We start from the raw sequence: 14,966 nt of genomic DNA, 5'->3' as shown, positions 1-14,966 counted from the left end.
TTGCGAAGCCGGAGGCTAGGCTGCGCTGCCATGAATGCGTCCAGTCCGGCTGGAAAGGTGAACGTAGACCGTGCCCGATGATCCCGCAGCGATGATCCACTCCCTTGTCGGCGAGTTCGCGAGGCTGCGCGCATCGGCCGGTCAACCCTCGCTCGCCGTGATCGAGCGGAGGTCGGAACGGCTCGAGGCGGCCGGCACGGCGACGTACGGCGTGCGCGTCACCCGGCTGCCGCGCTCCACCGTGCACGACCTGCTCCACCGCGACCACACGCGCCCGCCCAGGACGGAACTGGCCGAGTCGCTGTGGGCCGTTCTGTGCGATCTCGCGGCCGAGAAGGGCCGTCCCCCGCGGCCGGACGGCCTGAACCTGCTGCGGCTCCGCCTCGACGCGATCAACGCCGCATGGCAGTCGCGTCCCCTGGCGACCAAGAGCGCCCCGGACGGCGTGGGCACGGCGTTCGGGAAGGCACCCGGCATCGCCGACGGCGCCGCGTGCGACGGGGACGAGGACGCCCAGCGCCGATGGCTGCTGGAATCGGCCTCGCGCAACACCGAGAACGCCTGGTGGCATGTCGGCCGCCACCTCGTGCCGGAATGGCTGGGGCCCTACCTGACCCTGGAACGCCAGGCCCGCCTCGTCCGCTCCTACGCGCCGCGTTTCATCCCCGGGCTGCTCCAGACGGAGGCGTACGCGCGGGCCGCGTTCCGGCGGGACCGTCCCGCGGCGTCCACACCGGAACTGGACGGCCTCGTTCACCTCCGCATGCGCCGGCAGGAACCGCTGTGGCAGCCGAACGGGCTGAGGCTGTGGGCCATCATCGACGAAGGCGTCCTGCGCGACCCCATCTGCGGCGACGAGGCGATGCACCGCCAGATCGACCATCTGTGCCGGGTCACCGTGCTCCCGCCCGTGACCATCCAGGTGATGCCCAAGGACGCGCACGGCCACGACTCCGCCGACGGGCCGCTCAGCCTGCTGCGCTTCCGGGAGCCACGGCTGCCGGATGTGGCCTTCGTCGAGCAGCGCGACTACGGCCTCTATCCCACGCGGAGCAACGACGTCGGTCATTACCGCGCCTTGCTGGGGCGTCTCGCGATCGAGGCCCTCTCGCCGGAGGACAGCGAGCGGCTGCTGCGCGAGCTTCGGGGGTGAACACGTTCTAGGCTCGCGGCGCGCCGTCTGTTCTCATGGAAGGAACGCCACCGACCCCCCCACGGAAGGGCGAGCATGGGAACCGACGAGCGCGACTTCTTCGCCAGCGCCGAGAAGGACCTCATGGCGGGGATCGACACCAGCGTTCCGCATTCGGCGCGGATCTGGAACTACTGGCTGGGCGGCAAGGACAACTTCCAGGTCGACCAGGAGGCCGGGGACGCCTACACGGCGGTGTTCCCCGGGATCGTCGAGCTGGCGCGCATCTCCCGCGAGTTCCTGGGACGCGCCGTGCGCCATCTGACCGCGGAAGAGGGCGTCCGGCAGTTCCTGGACGTCGGCACCGGCCTGCCGACCGAGGAGAACACCCATCAGGTCGCGCAGCGGATCGCCCCCGACTCGCGGATCGTCTACGTGGACAACGACCCGCTCGTCCTCGTCCACGCCCGCGCGTTGCTGTCGGGCCACCCGGAGGGCGCCACCCATTACGTGGAGGCCGATCTCCACGAGCCCGAGAACATCATCCATCTGGCCCGCCGGCACCTGGACTTCGAGCGGCCCATCGCGCTGATGCTGATGGGCATCATGGGCCACGTCACGGACGACGACGAGGCGATCTCGATCGTCCGGCGCCTCGTCGCGGAGCTCCCGTCCGGCGGCTACCTGGTGCTGGAGGACGGCACGGACACCGACGCCGCCTTCCTGGAGGCCCAGAAGGGCTACGACGACACCGGCGCCGTCCCGTACCGGCTGCGCAGCCCGGCCCAGATCGCCCGCTTCTTCGAGGGACTGGAGCCGCTGGAGCCGGGCGTGGTCTCCCTTCCCCTGTGGAGGCCCGACCCGAGCCCCCAGGGTCCGCCCGCCGAGGCCCACGCCTACGGCGGGATCGCGCACAAGCCGTGAGCCGCCCGGCCGTTCCCTACACCCCGAGGGAACGGCCGATGATCTCCTTCATGATCTCGGTCGTGCCGCCGAAGATGGTCTGGATCCGGACGTCCTGGTACGCCTTGGCGATCGGGTACTCGGTCATGTAGCCGTACCCGCCGTGGAGCTGGACGCAGCGGTCGACGACGCGCTTGAGCAGCTCGGTGTTCCAGTACTTGAGCATCGCGGCCTCTTCGGCGCTCAGCTCGCCCCGGCTCTCCTTGAGGATGCACTCGTCGGTGAACGAGCGGGTGACCGTGAGCTCGGTCTTCATCTCGGCGAGCGTGAACCGGTTGTGCTGGAACCTGCCGATCGGCCGCCCGAACGCCTCCCGGGTCTTGCAGTACTCCAGGGTCTGCTCGAAGGCGGCCTCGGCCCCGGCCTGGGCGGTGGCGCCGATCGACAGCCGCTCGCGGGCGAGGTTCTGCATCAGGTAGATGAACCCCATGCCCTCCTCGCCGAGGAGGTTGGCCTTGGGGACGCGGACGTTGTCGAAGAACAGCTCGGCGGTGTCCTGGGCGTGCATGCCGACCTTGTCGAGGTTGCGGCCCCGCTCGAAGCCCTCCATGCCGCGCTCGACCATCAGCAGGCTGACACCACGCGCCCCGGCGGACGGGTCGGTCTTGGCGACCACGATCACCAGATCGGCCAGGATGCCGTTCGAGATGAAGGTCTTGGAGCCGTTCAGCACGTAGTCGTCGCCGTCCCGCACCGCGGTGGTCTTGATGCCCTGCAGGTCGGAGCCCGCCGACGGCTCGGTCATCGCGATGGCGGTGATCAGCTCGCCCGAGCAGTAGCCGGGCAGCCAGCGCCGCTTCTGCTCCTCCGAGCACAGCCTGAGCAGGTAGCTCCCGTTGATGTCGTTGTGGACGGCGAAGCCGGGGCCGTGCACGTTGGCCCGCGCGAGCTCCTCGTTCAGGACGACGTAGTAGCGGTAGTCGGCGATGCCGCCCCCGCCGTACTCCTCGGGGACCTCGATGCCGAGCAGGCCCTGCCGCCCGGCGGCCAGCCACACCTCGCGCGAGACGATGCCGTCCCGCTCCCACTGCTCGTGGTACGGGGTGATCTCCTTCGCGATGAAGGACCGCACCATGTCGCGGAACGCCTCGTGCTCGTCGGTGAAGATCTCACGTGCCATCCGGCGGGCTCCTCGCGCCTGGGTACGTCATTCCTGACAGAAAGAACGTAACACTGGAGCTGTCACATAGGAGGCAAGGGTTGCCCGACGACGAGATGACGGTCGACGAGCTCGCCGCACGCGCCGGCCTCACCGTCCGCACGGTGCGGTTCTACGCGGGGCGCGGCCTGCTCCCGCCGCCCCGCCTGCGCGGCCGCACCGGCCTGTACGGGCCCGACCATCTCGCGCGGCTGGAACTCGTCCGGGAACTCCAGGCGCTCAGCCTCACGCTCGCGGCGATCGAACGGCACATGGAGCGGATCCCGGACGACGCCTCCCCCGAGGACCTGGCTTTGCAACGCGCGCTGCTGTCCCCGTGGGCGCGCGAGGAACCCGAGCGGTTCGACCGGCGCGAGCTCGACCGGCGCATCGGCCGCCGGCTCGACGACGAGGCGCTGAAGAAACTGGCCGCGCTCGGCGTGATCGAGCAGCTTCCGGACGGCACCGTCCTCCTGCTCGGACCGGGCTCGCTCGGCGCCGCGGCCGATCTGTCGGCGATGCCCCTGGACACTCTGATCGCCGCGCACGAGTCGATCGAACGCCACACCTCGGAGCTCGCCGTCGAGCTCCAGCGCGTCTTCCAGGACACGGTCGTACGCCCGTACCGCGAACGGGGCCGCCCGCCGGAGGAACGCGACGCCCTGCTGGAACTCGCCGTCAAGCTGAAACCCCTGATGATCCAGTCCCTGGTCGAGTCCTTCCAGAGAGCCGTGGATCGGGCCATCCGGCAATCGGCCTCCCGCGACTGACACCGCGCCGCCCTACGGTCCAGGAACCGCTACACGTCCTTCCATTCGTCGTTCTCGTACTCGACCAGGCGGGGATGGACGAGGGTGTTGACGCCGACGTCGGTGCGGCGGAGGTCCTTGGCGAACGTGGCGGACGCGCGGAGCACCTCGGCGTCCAGGAAGCGCAGGCCGGAGGGCGGCGACGCCGCGAGGCCCAGCGTGGGCGGTGTCGCGGACGGAGAGGCGAGGACGTAGCCCCAGTCGCCGAAGCTGGGCACGTCCACGTGGTACGGGACGGTGGACAGCCCGGCCGCGCGGATCGTCTTCTCGATGCACCAGAACGAGCGCGGCGCGAAGAACGGGGAGCCGGACTGGACGACCATCCGCCCGCCCGGGGCCAGCGCACGCCGGGCCAGGCCGTAGAACTCCACCGAGTACAGCTTCGCGGTGGCCACGTCGTCCGGGTCCGGCATGTCCACGATGATCGAGTCGTAGCGGCGCGGCGCCGAGCGCAGCCAGGAGAAGGCGTCGGCGGTGACGACACGGACCCGCGGGTCGTCGAAGGCGTGCCGGTTGAGGGCGGCGATCTCCTTGTGGGTGCGGGCCAGCCGGATCATCTCCGGATCCAGCTCGACCAGGGTCGCGCTGCGCACGTCCGGGTAGCGCAGCACCTCGCGCAGCGCCAGGCCGTCCCCGCCTCCGAGGATCAGCACGTCCCGGCGCGCCCCCGCCAGCGCCGGGTGGACGAGCGACTCGTGGTAGCGGTACTCGTCCACCGAGGAGAACTGGAGGTCGCCGTTCAGGAACAGGCGCAGGTCGGTGCGGCCGGACAGCGTCACCTTCCGGGTCACCACGATCTCCTGGTACGGGGTGCGCTCGGCCAGCGTGATCGGGTCCTGGTAGAGCGCCTGGCGGGCGGAGACCTCGAAGTCGCCGGCGAGCGCGTAGGTGCCGCCCAGGACCGCCAGCACCGCGGCCATCCCCGCCCACAGCGCGGCCCTGGCGCGGTTGCCGATCTGCCGCCGGAACAGCCACAGCACGACGGCGATGCCCGCGACGGCGTTCACCGCGCCCACCAGCAGCGCGCCCCTGATGTGCCCGAACAGCGGCAGCAGGAAGAACGGGAAGGCCAGCCCGCCGATCAGCGCGCCCACGTAGTCGGCGGCGAACAGGTCGGCGACCGCGCTGCCCGCGTCCTGCCGCCGGATCCGCTGCAGGAGCGTCATCAGCAGCGGGATCTCCGCGCCGATCAGCGCGCCGACCGCGAACGCCACCACCACCAGCGCGGGCACGTACAGGTTCAGCCAGGCGAACGCCGCGTACAGGGCCGGCACCGACAGCCCGCCCAGCAGCGCAAGCGCGCCCTCCACCACGGCAAACGCGGCGACCGGAAACCGCTGCAGCGGCTTGGCGGCCAGCGACCCGACGCCCATCGCGAACACCATCACCGACAGCACGATCGACGCCTGCGTGACCGAGTTGCCGATCAGGTAGCTGCCCAGCGCCACCAGCGCGAGCTCGTACACCAGACCGCAGGCGGCGCAGGTGAACACGGCGGCCAGCACCAGCGCGCGGGCCGCGCGGGCGGGCAGCCGCAGCGCTTCCGCACCGTCGGGGCGCTCCTCCCCGTCCGGCGCCGCCTCCGCGCCGGACGGGACCTGGGTTTCTGTCATGGGGACCTCCCCGAGACGGTCCCGAGACGCGCTCAGGAGATGGCGGCGGCGACGATCGCGGCGGTGCCGAGGTCGGTCGCGGCCACCACCCAGCACGAGGGGTGCAGTTCGGCCGCGTCGACCACGGTCGCGCCGAGCCTGCCCGGCGTGAGCAGGTCCAGCAGGTAGAACGCGACGAGCGTCAGCAGGATGCCGAGCACACCGTAGACCACCGTGCTCAGCACCCCGGCGGCCAGGTCGTCCTCGCTGGCGGCGATGGCGGTGGTGACGATCGCGCCCACGCCCACCAGCTTGGCGGCCAGGATCAGCGCCGCGCCGCGGTTGCGGTCGGTCCAGATCTGCCGGCCCAGGCTGCCCGGCGTGGTCAGCTCGACCACCAGGTAGCCCAAGGCCATCAGGCCGATGCCGACCACGCCATAGGCCAGCGCGGCACCGCTCTCCTGGAGGATGTCTTCGATCATGAGGTGGTGCTCCTCCGCTTCCGTACGGCGGCGACGGCGATCCAGACGACCCCGCCCGCGATCAACACGATCCCGACACCTGTGAAGATCGGGCGGGCCAGGCTGGACCGCGGCAGCGTGTCACCCGGTGGAGCGCCCTGCGCCGTGCCCTCCGCGCCGGGCGCCACGGGCGGGGGCGGCGCCAGGCCCTCCTCCGCGACCATCAGCGGCAGCGCGGAGATCGCGTCCGCGAGCCTGGCGATGGCGTGGGGCCCGAAGAAGTTGTCGTAGTCGTCGTCCGGGCCGGAGCGGGTGCTCTGCCCGAGCGCGTCCACGTAGACGGAGGACAGGTTGTATCTGTTCAGGTCGAGGTCGGAGCTGGTGTCCACGCTGAGGTACCCGTTGCTCCAGTACTGGCCGGTCCGGTCGTAGGTGTAGTCAGCGGTCAGCACCACCCACTTCGGGCACTGCTGGGGACGCTGGCGCGGGTCGATCCCGACGCCCAGGTTGGAGCCGTACTCGACGCCGGGGTCGTTCAGCTCCTCCAGCTCCGTCTCGATCATCTCGCGCTCGATGACCGACGGGCCGGTCTCCGAGGGCGCCGGACTGGACGGCCGTGTCGGCATGGGTGCCGGGGTGCCGCTGTAGGAGGGGGTGACCTTGGGGATCGCGCGGGTGCGTCCCGACTCGATCACCCAGCCGTAGCAGACCCCCTGCGCGGCCGAGGCGGCGGACAGCCGTTCGACCAGTCGTCCCGCGTCCCGCGGGCCGAACACCGGGGCGGTCTCCACGCTCTCGTCGGTGCCGTCGATGAGGCCCTCGCTCCACATGGACCACAGGATCGGCACGACGACGACCAGCAGGATGAGGGCGGCGATGATGGAGCAGCCGAGCACGCCGCCCTTACCGGACTTCTTCTCCCCACCGCCGGTGCTCACTTGCCCTCCCCTGGTCCGCCGCCGCGGAAGGAGGACGCCCGCCCGCCTGGGCCGCCCCAGGCGCCACCGACCGAGGAGTGGTAGCGGGCGTAGCCGCGGTCCGGGTCGTCGACGGTGATGCGTGAGCCGCGCCCGCTCGGCAGGATCGCGACCACCGCGTTGTGGTAGCGGAGGAAGATCCCGCCGGGCGTGTAGACGCGGTGCTCGGTCTTGAACCTGCTGGTGATCCGTGACGCCACACGCAGCGGCGGGTCCTGGGCCTGGTAGGTGCCGGGCGCCACACGGGTGTAGTTCTGCGGAATCCAGCCGCGCGGCGACGTCCGCCCGGCGAACAGGGCGAGCAGCAGCACGGTCACGCCGAGCCCGACCAGCAGCATGGAGCCGATCGCGGGCCCCTTGAGGCCGCGCTTCCCTCCCTGCCCCGCGCCGGGCCTCGGCTTGGGCGGGCTCATCGCGCGCTCACCAACCGGCTCCGTGTCATGACGATCTCCTGGGTCTGGGGGTAGGCGTGCCAGGTCCGCCACCCGGCCCGCGGCGCGCGCCCGCCGGCGGGGACCGGGTGATCCAGAGGTTCGAGGGACGGGCCGGGGAGCTCCGGTCCCCCGTCGCCCGCCGGGTCGAGGACCAGGGCGGTGACGGCGTACGGGGAGCCCGGGAACGTCCCGGTCAGGGCGTCGTCGCGTCCCGCGAGCAGGTCGCGCAGGTCGTCCACCGCCCGGCGGAACCCGGCGGCGTCGTGCGCCGCCGTGACGGAGGCGAAGTCGTACGCCCAGCCGCCGGCCGTCCCGCGAAACCGGCCGGGCACGGGCTCGCGCTCGCCGGGCAGGCAGGCCACGGTCTCGCTGAACGTCCCGGCGAGCACCTGGTGGGACGCGCCGAGCAGGCGCAGCTCGACGTGGACGCCGCCGTCGTCCGGTGCCTCCAGGGCGAGGACGGCCAGCGCGTCCAGGCGGGGCAGGCCGAGCGCGAACGACAGCGCCGCCGCGCTGGTGTCGGCGTAGGGGGTGTCGAGAGTCGTGCGCAAGGGCGGGCCCTCAGCTCCCGCTTCCCGGGTAGATCGTCAGGGTGCCGTTCGGGACGCGCTCGCCCGTGCCCGCCTCCCACGCGCCGCCGCCGTACCGTTCGAACGACAGGTACCGGCCGCCCGGCCCCTCGTAGTCGACGTACTCGACCCGGCCCTTCTCCCCGAGGCCCGTGGTGCCCTCGCTGGCGTAGTCGGCGGTGCCGTGCTCCTCGCGCCGGTACTCCACGCCGTCCACGGTCAGCGTCCTCTTGTCGGGGACGAGGTCGCCGACGTCGCGCTCGGTCCACCAGACGACCTCCAGGTCGGGATCCTCCTCGACGGAGATCCAGACCTTGGTGCCCTCGATGGTGTCGGCGTCCAGAAGGTGCTCGCTCCAGGTGAAGCCGCCCTCGCGCAGCCGCACCGAGCCGCGCACGAAGTAGCGCACGCCGAGGTACTCGACCATGTCGCCCGCCTTGATCGTCCGCGGGTCGCCAGCGGCCTGGTCCTCGGCCGCGAACGGGTCGCGCGGCGTTCCCGCTGTGCCGGACGGGGACGCTGTGCCGGACGGGGGACGGCGCCGCGCCAGCAGGACGATGATGACGGCCAGGGCGCACAGGATGAGCGCCAACAGGATGGCGATCACTGGCCCGGCCACGGGCACCTCCACAGGGGAAAGGCGAACAACGCGCCGGATTGTATCGGGGGCCGGCCCTACAAGATTGACTATCCGGCTATACACGGCCATACATGGCCATCAACCGACACATCGGTTTCACCGATTTTCGCCGGTTTTGGATGCCAGCCAAGTGATCATGCCGAGCTGTACGACGTGCTGCGCCGCCATGGCCCCGAGGCCGCCGTCCGCGAAGCGGGCCGGGGCTGGTAGCGGCGCCTGCCCCGGCCGGGTGCGCTCACAGCCGGGCGGCGCCGGCTTCCACCCGCTCGTCGGTTGCGGTGAAGGCGACCCTGACGTGGCGCGCGCCCGCGGGGCCGTAGAAGTCGCCCGGCCCGACGATGATGCCGAGGTCGGCCAGGTGCCCCACGGTGTCCCAGCACGGCTCGTCCCGCGTCACCCACAGGTACAGGCCGGCCTCGGAGTGGTCGACGCGGAAGCCGTGACGCTCGAACGCGGCGCGCAGGACGTCCCGGCGCGCCCGGTACCGCTCGCGCTGCTCGTCGACGTGCGCGTCGTCGGCGAACGCCGCGGTCATCGCCGCCTGCACCGGCGCGGGGACGATCATCCCGGCGTGCTTGCGGGTCTCCAGCATGCTCGTGATCAGCGCCGGGTCGCCGAGCACGACCCCGGCCCGGTACCCGGCCATGTTGGACCGCTTGGACAGCGAGTTCACCGCGAGCAGCCCCTCGTGCGACCCCTCGCAGACGTCCGGGTGCAGGATCGAGATCGGCGGATGGGCCGGGTCCCAGCCGAACTCCAGGTAGCACTCGTCGCTGACGACGACCGTGCCGCGCTCGCGCGCCCAGGCCACCACCTTGCGCAGATGCTCGGCGGGCAGCACCTTCCCCGTCGGGTTGGACGGCGAGTTCACCCAGACGATCTTCGGCCGGACGGGCCCGAGGGACAGCAGCCCGTCCCGCGCGACCGGCTCCGCGCCGGCCAGCCGGGCGCCCACGTCGTAGGTCGGATAGGCCAGCTCGGGGAACACCACGCGGTCGCCGGGGCCCGCGCCCAGCAGGGTCGGCAGCCAGGCCACCAGCTCCTTGCTGCCGATCACCGGCAGCACCGCGTCCGGGTCCGCGCCGGTCACGCCGAGCCGCCGCCGCGCCCAGTCCGCCACCGCCTCGCGGAGCCGGGGCGTCCCGTAGGTCTGCGGGTAGCCCGGGGAGTCGGCGGCGGAGGCCAGCGCGTCCCGGACGAACCCGGGCGTCGGGTCGACCGGCGTCCCCACCGACAGGTCCACGACGCCACCGGGATGCTCGGCCGCCCGCCGCCGGTACGGCCGCAGCTTGTCCCATGGGAAGTCCGGCAGCGTCCGCAAGCCCACCTGTCCTGCCTCTCCGCGCACCTCGGGAATGGCGCCCACAGCTCCTAACAGCCCTCAAGGCCGTGGCCCCGACGTAAGGAGACCACGGCCTTGAGGGTACGCAACCCTTGTCTATCGGAAGTCCACGACGTCACCACGGGAGGGCCGCGGGACGTCCGCTCCGGACCCCGGAGCGACTACTCGTCGTGCTCCTGGGGCGGCAGCGCGGCCACGATCGGGTGGTCCTTGTCGATCTTGCCGACCTTGGAGGCGCCACCGGGCGAGCCCAGGTCGTCGAAGAACTCCACATTGACCTTGTAGAAGTCCTTCCACTGATCGGGGACGTCGTCCTCGTAGTAGATCGCCTCAACCGGGCAAACCGGCTCGCAAGCACCGCAGTCGACACACTCGTCGGGGTGGATGTAGAGCTGGCGCTTCCCTTCGTAGATGCAGTCGACCGGGCACTCCTCGATGCATGCCTTGTCGAGCAGGTCCACACAGGGCTGCGCAATGACGTAGGTCACGTCGGTGACTCCTCTCGGGTTTTCCGGCCCCGCCGCACGTCACGGCTCACCGCATGCTCGCTGTGAATAGTATTGCCATCACGGCTCGGTCGATTCGCCACGGGGGTCCTCATGTCCGGCCACATCGCCGCGCGGCTGGTGGTGACCATCACGCCCGCCGACGTCGGCCAGCGGATCTCGCTGCGCCGCCGGATGGCAACGGGAGAGTACAGCGACGTGGTGGGGGTTCTCGAATCCTGGTCCGGCGGACTGCTGCGGGTGCGGCGGCGCACCGGCGAGACGGTCGAGGTCCCCGAGGAGATCATGGTGGCGGCCAAGGTGGTGCCGCCGCAGCCACCACCTCGCCGCCGCCCACGATAAAGCGCGCCTGCCGCACCCTGATTTCGTCATCGCGTCCTTCACCGCAGGGCCTTACTCAAGGTTCGTGTACGTGGCCTGCGCCTCGAACCGCTTGCCCTGGAACAGTTCCGACACCGTCACCAGCGTGTAGCCGCGTCCCTTCAAGGTCGACAGCATCTTCGGCACCGCCCTGACGGTGGACCCGTGCGTGTCGTGCAGAAGGATGATCCCGCCGGGCCGCGCCTCCTTCATCCCGGTGGCGATGCCCTTGCGGGCCTTCGTCCGATGCCAGTCCATGCAATCCACGCTCCAGGTGATCTGCGGCATGCCCGCCGCGCGCGCCACCCGCTCATCCGTCGCCCCGTACGGCGGCCGGAACACCTTGGGCGTGACGCCCGAAGCCTGCCTGACCGCCTGCTGCGTGAGCTGGATCTGCCTGCGCATCGCACGCGGCGAAAGGCTGGGCATGATCGGGTGGTCCCAGCTGTGGTTGCCGACCTCGTGTCCCTCGTGGACCATCCGCCGCACCGTGGCGCCGTGCCGTTCCACGTTCTGACCCAGGACGAAGAAGGTGACGCGCGTGTCGGACCGGCGCAGCGTGTCGAGCAGCTTGGGAGTGTGGAGGCTGGGGCCGTCATCGAACGTCAGCGCCACACACTTCACCTTGGCGCAGTCGATCCGCCGCTGGGACGGGGGCAAGGCGGGACGGGCGGCCTGGTTGCCCGCGGCCGGCGCCCGGTCGCTCTCGACCTTCGTGCCGCCATTCCCTGTCGTCCGCATTGTGCCGCAAGCGGTGGCGCACGCCGAGAAGAGCAGCCCCAGTACGATGAGTGCCCGATAAATACCGCTTCGCACCTTGCCCCCTAAAACGTCTTGAATTGGACATCCAATTCGCTCGTGGGGCGCTAGATACCCTAAGGCTCGGGCGGTCACACACCAACGTTTCCCCTGGTTAGGGTGAACTTCCCTCGTAGCCCAAAATGACCGTCAACTCGGCGTAAGAGCGGCAGATCCGGGCACCGGGAAACGCTTATGGCACAGGCCAATCGGGGACCTCGGCCGGAAGATCTTCGCTGACCCTCATGACGAAACGGGCCGGTCGCTTTTCGAGAAACGACGTCACGCCCTCGGCCGCGTCGGGGGCGCCGCCGAGGGCCGCCATCAGCCGGGAATCGGCGCCGTGCGCGTCCCAGGGGGACGGTGCCGACAGGCCGGACCACATGAGCCGGCGGATCACGGCGACGGAGACCGCCGAGGTGTTGTCGGCGATCTCGCGGGCCAGCGCGTACGCCGCCGGCAGCAGCTCGTCCGGCGGGTACACGCGGGAGACCAGCCCGCCGGCCAGGGCCTCTCCGGCGTCGAATACCCGTCCCGTGGCGGCCCATTCCATCGCCTGCGCGATTCCGACCAGGCGCGGCAGGAACCAGCTCGACGCCGCCTCGGTGACGATCCCGCGCCGCGCGAAGACGAACCCGAACCTGGCCTTGTCGCTGGCCAGCCGCACGTCCATCGGCAGCGTCAGGGTCACGCCCACGCCGACCGCGGCGCCGTTGAACGCGGCGATCACCGGCTTGAGGCAGCGCGCGATCCGCAGCGCCACCCTCCCCCCGCCGTCGCGCGGCGTGCCGTCCTCCAGGACGTCGGTGTCGCCCTGGTACCTGTCCGCGGCCTTCTCCCGGTCGAACGTGGCGCCGCCGTGCCCGAGATCGGCGCCCGCGCAGAACGCCCGCCCGGCCCCGGTGACCACGACGGCCCGCACGTCGTCGTCGGCGTCGATCCGGTCGAAGGCGTCGATCAGCTCCGCGCACATCGTGTAGGTGAAGGCGTTCATGCGGTCGGGGCGGTGGAGGGTGATCGTCGCGATCGCGTCGCGGACCTCGTACTCGATCTCGCCGTACGGCACCTGGCTCTTCGACACCTGTCGGTCCTTCCCGTGGCGCGGCCCGGGGCGGCGGCTCGCGGTCCCGGGGTGAACAGAATCCGATTCTAGGAAGGCCGGGAGCGTCAGGAGTGGGCGGAGGGGAAGAGGGCGAGAAGGACCTCCCGGCGCCAGTCCTCGACCCGCCCGGTGAAGCCGCCCGGCGGGACCGCGACGAGATCGCCCCGATCGGCTTCGAGCCCGATCAGGACCGGCGTGCCGCCCTCGCCCTCGGGGGTGAGTTCCGTCTCATACGGGCCCTCATACGGGCCGCCGGCCGGAACGCGCGCGAGCCGCCGGGCCAGCGCGGCCAGCACGCGCGCCCAGCCCTGCCCCAGGTACGGAGGCAGGCCGGAGACGCGGAGCTCGGGCCTCCCGCGTGCCGCGAGGCCGCGGGTGCGCAGCTCCAGGCCGTCCGGACGCTCCGTCCCCACGATCCTGATCTCGGCCCCGGCCGCGTCCCGCCCGTCCATGGCCCGACCGTAGCCGAGCGCGCGCCGCCGCGGGCCGCGGGGCCTCGCGCCTGACCTGCGTGGAACGGACCATTGAGAGGCGGCCCGCATCGGCAACGCGACCTCATCCTGAGGACCGATCGGATAAATTACGACGGTGAACTGGGCCGTGACGACGTACGACTCCGCGTTCGGGTACGTCTCCGCGCATGGCGCGCCACTGGTGGACCTGCTCGACCCGCAGCCGGGCGAGCGGATCATCGACCTGGGGTGCGGCACCGGCGCGTTCACCGCGGAGATCGCCGAGCGGGGCGCAGAGGTACTGGGCATCGACGGCTCGCCCGAGATGATCTCGCAGGCCACCGCGCAGCATCCCGGGCTGTCCTTCGCGGTCGGCGACGCCTACGAGTTCACCACCACCGAGCCCTACGACGCGGTCGCCTCCAACGCCGCGCTGCACTGGATGACCCGCGATCCCGACGCGGTGATCGCGCGGGTGCACGCGGCGCTGCGTCCGGGCGGGCGGTTCGTGGGCGAGCTGGGCGGCGCCGGCAACTGCGCGGAGCTGATCGTGGCGATGCAGACCGCGTGGCGGGTCTTCGGGCTCGGCGAGCCGGAGCTGCCGTGGTACTTCCCCAGCCCCGCCGAGTACGCCACCCGCCTTGAGGAGGGCGGGTTCACTCTTCGGCTGCTCGAACACGCCGACCGCCCGTCCCGGATGACCGAGGGCCCGAACGGCGCCGCGGATTGGGTCCGCGTCTACGCGCCCCGCGCCCTCGCCGACGTGCCGCCGGAACTGGTCGAGCCGCTGCTCGCCCGCATCAACGACCTCGCCGCGCCCGCGTTGCGACGCGAATCCGGGTGGGTCGCCGACTATGTGCGCCTGCGTTTCGCCGCCGTGCGCAAGCCCGACGGCCCCGTGCCCATGCCCGACGGGCTCTCTTCCGGCGGGCTCGGGCAGACCCCCATCATCTAGCGTCGTCCCCGCTCCGCCGCGGAGTCGAACGTAGGGTTGAGCCATGCTCCGCCTGCGAGACCACCACACCGGACAGCTCCAGGAGCTTCCGCCGTACGCGCTGCACGTCCACGTCCACGGGGGAGGCGAGAGGGCTCTGATCACCGCGGACCTGCTGCGGCGGCTGGCGGAGCGGTCGCGCCGCAGGGTCGCCCTGACCCGGTCCGCGGAGGTACGGCCGCACGTCGGCTTCGGCGCGCTGAACCTTCCCGAAATCGACGCCATCGCGCCCGATCTCGTGACCGAGGGCGCCGTGTGGGTGGGGCCCGAGCCCGTGCCGGGCCGTCGCTGCCTCGTCGTCCCGCCGGAACGGTACGCGTGGGACAAGCTGGTGGAGAGCACGCGCGTCGATCCGCTGTGCGTGCGGCTGGCGGTCCTGCGCGAACGCTACGACGCCCCGGACGTGATGGACGGCGATCTGGTCATCGGTGCCGGGAACGACCTCGCGCACTGGCGGGAGTCGATGGCCGAGTGGTCCACCCAGCCCGGACGTCCCATGGACCGCGCGTACGCGAACCGCGCCGAGGAGGCTTTGGCCGACGACCTCGACAGCCCCACCGCACTGGCCGTCCTGGACGAGCTGACCGCCGACCCGAGGGTCGAGCCCGGGGCCAAGCTGGAGACCGTCATCCATCTCGACCTGATCCTCGGGCTCGACCTGGTCTCCGGTATCGGCCGCGCCTGATCCCGCCTCGGG

At 71.5% G+C, this 14,966-nt stretch carries 18 protein-coding genes; 6 read left to right on the top strand and 12 right to left on the bottom strand.

All coding sequences use genetic code 11. The features are described from left to right. Positions 1–70: 70 nt before the first annotated feature. Positions 71–1,153, top strand: coding sequence for a DUF5753 domain-containing protein (locus tag ACGWYJ_RS25440; protein WP_395108837.1), 1,083 nt, complete (start codon positions 71–73; stop codon positions 1,151–1,153). A 75-nt stretch (positions 1,154–1,228) separates the two neighbouring features. Next, positions 1,229–2,056, top strand: coding sequence for an SAM-dependent methyltransferase (locus tag ACGWYJ_RS25435; protein ID WP_395108836.1), 828 nt, complete (start codon positions 1,229–1,231; stop codon positions 2,054–2,056). 16 nt (positions 2,057–2,072) lie between these two features. Here the strand turns inward: ACGWYJ_RS25435 and ACGWYJ_RS25430 are convergent, their stop codons facing one another. Further along, complete coding sequence (locus ACGWYJ_RS25430) at positions 2,073–3,215, bottom strand: acyl-CoA dehydrogenase family protein (protein ID WP_395108835.1); 1,143 nt, start codon at positions 3,213–3,215, stop codon at positions 2,073–2,075. 80 nt (positions 3,216–3,295) lie between these two features. Between ACGWYJ_RS25430 and ACGWYJ_RS25425 the strand changes: the two genes are divergently transcribed. Beyond that, positions 3,296–4,003, top strand: a complete 708-nt coding sequence (locus ACGWYJ_RS25425) for a MerR family transcriptional regulator (RefSeq protein ID WP_395108834.1) — start codon at positions 3,296–3,298, stop codon at positions 4,001–4,003. A 29-nt stretch (positions 4,004–4,032) separates the two neighbouring features. Here the strand turns inward: ACGWYJ_RS25425 and ACGWYJ_RS25420 are convergent, their stop codons facing one another. From ACGWYJ_RS25420 to fdxA, 8 genes are all read right to left on the bottom strand, one after another. Continuing rightward, complete coding sequence (locus ACGWYJ_RS25420) at positions 4,033–5,655, bottom strand: polyamine aminopropyltransferase (RefSeq protein ID WP_395108833.1); 1,623 nt, start codon at positions 5,653–5,655, stop codon at positions 4,033–4,035. Between the two features lie 32 nt (positions 5,656–5,687). Then, complete coding sequence (locus tag ACGWYJ_RS25415) at positions 5,688–6,116, bottom strand: DUF350 domain-containing protein (protein ID WP_395108832.1); 429 nt, start codon at positions 6,114–6,116, stop codon at positions 5,688–5,690. Continuing rightward, a complete protein-coding gene (locus ACGWYJ_RS25410; RefSeq protein WP_395108831.1) occupies positions 6,113–7,033 on the bottom strand; it encodes a hypothetical protein in 921 nt (306 codons plus the stop codon). The genes ACGWYJ_RS25415 and ACGWYJ_RS25410 overlap by 4 nt, the downstream gene beginning before the upstream one ends. After that, positions 7,030–7,485 carry a DUF4247 domain-containing protein gene (locus ACGWYJ_RS25405; protein WP_395108830.1) on the bottom strand — a complete coding sequence of 152 codons (456 nt, stop codon included), beginning with the start codon at positions 7,483–7,485 and terminating at the stop codon, positions 7,030–7,032. Before ACGWYJ_RS25405 ends, ACGWYJ_RS25410 begins: the two co-directional genes overlap by 4 nt. Next, on the bottom strand, positions 7,482–8,057 hold the full coding sequence (locus tag ACGWYJ_RS25400) for a DUF2617 family protein (protein WP_395108829.1): 576 nt from the start codon (positions 8,055–8,057) through the stop codon (positions 7,482–7,484). Before ACGWYJ_RS25400 ends, ACGWYJ_RS25405 begins: the two co-directional genes overlap by 4 nt. A gap of 10 nt (positions 8,058–8,067) precedes the next feature. Further along, the gene (locus ACGWYJ_RS25395; protein WP_395108828.1) at positions 8,068–8,694 is read right to left on the bottom strand and encodes a DUF4178 domain-containing protein; all 627 of its coding nucleotides are present in this window, start codon (positions 8,692–8,694) and stop codon (positions 8,068–8,070) included. 256 nt (positions 8,695–8,950) lie between these two features. Beyond that, complete coding sequence (gene dapC, locus ACGWYJ_RS25390) at positions 8,951–10,036, bottom strand: succinyldiaminopimelate transaminase (RefSeq protein ID WP_395108864.1); 1,086 nt, start codon at positions 10,034–10,036, stop codon at positions 8,951–8,953. Positions 10,037–10,218: 182 nt separating this feature from the next. Then, positions 10,219–10,545, bottom strand: coding sequence for a ferredoxin (gene fdxA / locus ACGWYJ_RS25385; RefSeq protein ID WP_197010200.1), 327 nt, complete (start codon positions 10,543–10,545; stop codon positions 10,219–10,221). Positions 10,546–10,656: 111 nt separating this feature from the next. On the opposite strand from fdxA, the gene ACGWYJ_RS25380 reads away from it, so the two are divergent. Next, positions 10,657–10,905 (top strand): hypothetical protein, encoded by a 249-nt coding sequence (locus ACGWYJ_RS25380; protein WP_285698623.1) that lies wholly within the window; start codon positions 10,657–10,659, stop codon positions 10,903–10,905. A gap of 51 nt (positions 10,906–10,956) precedes the next feature. On the opposite strand, the gene ACGWYJ_RS25375 is transcribed toward ACGWYJ_RS25380, so the two are convergent. The 3 genes from ACGWYJ_RS25375 to ACGWYJ_RS25365 form a co-directional block, all read right to left on the bottom strand. Beyond that, a complete protein-coding gene (locus ACGWYJ_RS25375) occupies positions 10,957–11,664 on the bottom strand; it encodes a polysaccharide deacetylase family protein (protein ID WP_395108827.1) in 708 nt (235 codons plus the stop codon). Between the two features lie 250 nt (positions 11,665–11,914). After that, on the bottom strand, positions 11,915–12,787 hold the full coding sequence (locus ACGWYJ_RS25370; RefSeq protein ID WP_395108863.1) for a crotonase/enoyl-CoA hydratase family protein: 873 nt from the start codon (positions 12,785–12,787) through the stop codon (positions 11,915–11,917). Between the two features lie 101 nt (positions 12,788–12,888). After that, positions 12,889–13,275 (bottom strand): hypothetical protein, encoded by a 387-nt coding sequence (locus ACGWYJ_RS25365; RefSeq protein ID WP_395108826.1) that lies wholly within the window; start codon positions 13,273–13,275, stop codon positions 12,889–12,891. A 136-nt stretch (positions 13,276–13,411) separates the two neighbouring features. Here ACGWYJ_RS25365 and ACGWYJ_RS25360 point away from each other — a divergent pair, with 136 nt between their 5' ends. Both ACGWYJ_RS25360 and ACGWYJ_RS25355 read left to right on the top strand, forming a co-directional pair. Continuing rightward, positions 13,412–14,230 (top strand): trans-aconitate 2-methyltransferase, encoded by an 819-nt coding sequence (locus tag ACGWYJ_RS25360; protein WP_285698626.1) that lies wholly within the window; start codon positions 13,412–13,414, stop codon positions 14,228–14,230. 43 nt (positions 14,231–14,273) lie between these two features. Then, complete coding sequence (locus ACGWYJ_RS25355; protein WP_395108825.1) at positions 14,274–14,954, top strand: hypothetical protein; 681 nt, start codon at positions 14,274–14,276, stop codon at positions 14,952–14,954. The last annotated feature ends 12 nt before the right edge of the window (positions 14,955–14,966 follow it).

The organism is Actinomadura sp. SCN-SB (assembly GCF_043906805.1).
GTDB lineage: Bacteria > Actinomycetota > Actinomycetes > Streptosporangiales > Streptosporangiaceae > Spirillospora.
The sequence above is the reverse complement of the archived record's forward strand: the minus strand, read 5'-3'. Positions and strand labels throughout refer to the sequence as shown.

What these genes read in the sequence shown, in the direction of transcription:
- ACGWYJ_RS25435 (WP_395108836.1), top strand. Translation starts at nt 1,229, where the DNA reads ATGGGAACCGACGAGCGCGACTTCTTCGCCAGCGCCGAGAAGGACCTC.
- ACGWYJ_RS25430 (WP_395108835.1), bottom strand. Translation starts at nt 3,215, where the DNA reads ATGGCACGTGAGATCTTCACCGACGAGCACGAGGCGTTCCGCGACATG.
- ACGWYJ_RS25420 (WP_395108833.1), bottom strand. Translation starts at nt 5,655, where the DNA reads ATGACAGAAACCCAGGTCCCGTCCGGCGCGGAGGCGGCGCCGGACGGG.
- ACGWYJ_RS25415 (WP_395108832.1), bottom strand. Translation starts at nt 6,116, where the DNA reads ATGATCGAAGACATCCTCCAGGAGAGCGGTGCCGCGCTGGCCTATGGC.
- ACGWYJ_RS25405 (WP_395108830.1), bottom strand. Translation starts at nt 7,485, where the DNA reads ATGAGCCCGCCCAAGCCGAGGCCCGGCGCGGGGCAGGGAGGGAAGCGC.
- ACGWYJ_RS25380 (WP_285698623.1), top strand. Translation starts at nt 10,657, where the DNA reads ATGTCCGGCCACATCGCCGCGCGGCTGGTGGTGACCATCACGCCCGCC.
- ACGWYJ_RS25375 (WP_395108827.1), bottom strand. Translation starts at nt 11,664, where the DNA reads ATGCGGACGACAGGGAATGGCGGCACGAAGGTCGAGAGCGACCGGGCG.
- ACGWYJ_RS25365 (WP_395108826.1), bottom strand. Translation starts at nt 13,275, where the DNA reads ATGGACGGGCGGGACGCGGCCGGGGCCGAGATCAGGATCGTGGGGACG.
- ACGWYJ_RS25355 (WP_395108825.1), top strand. Translation starts at nt 14,274, where the DNA reads ATGCTCCGCCTGCGAGACCACCACACCGGACAGCTCCAGGAGCTTCCG.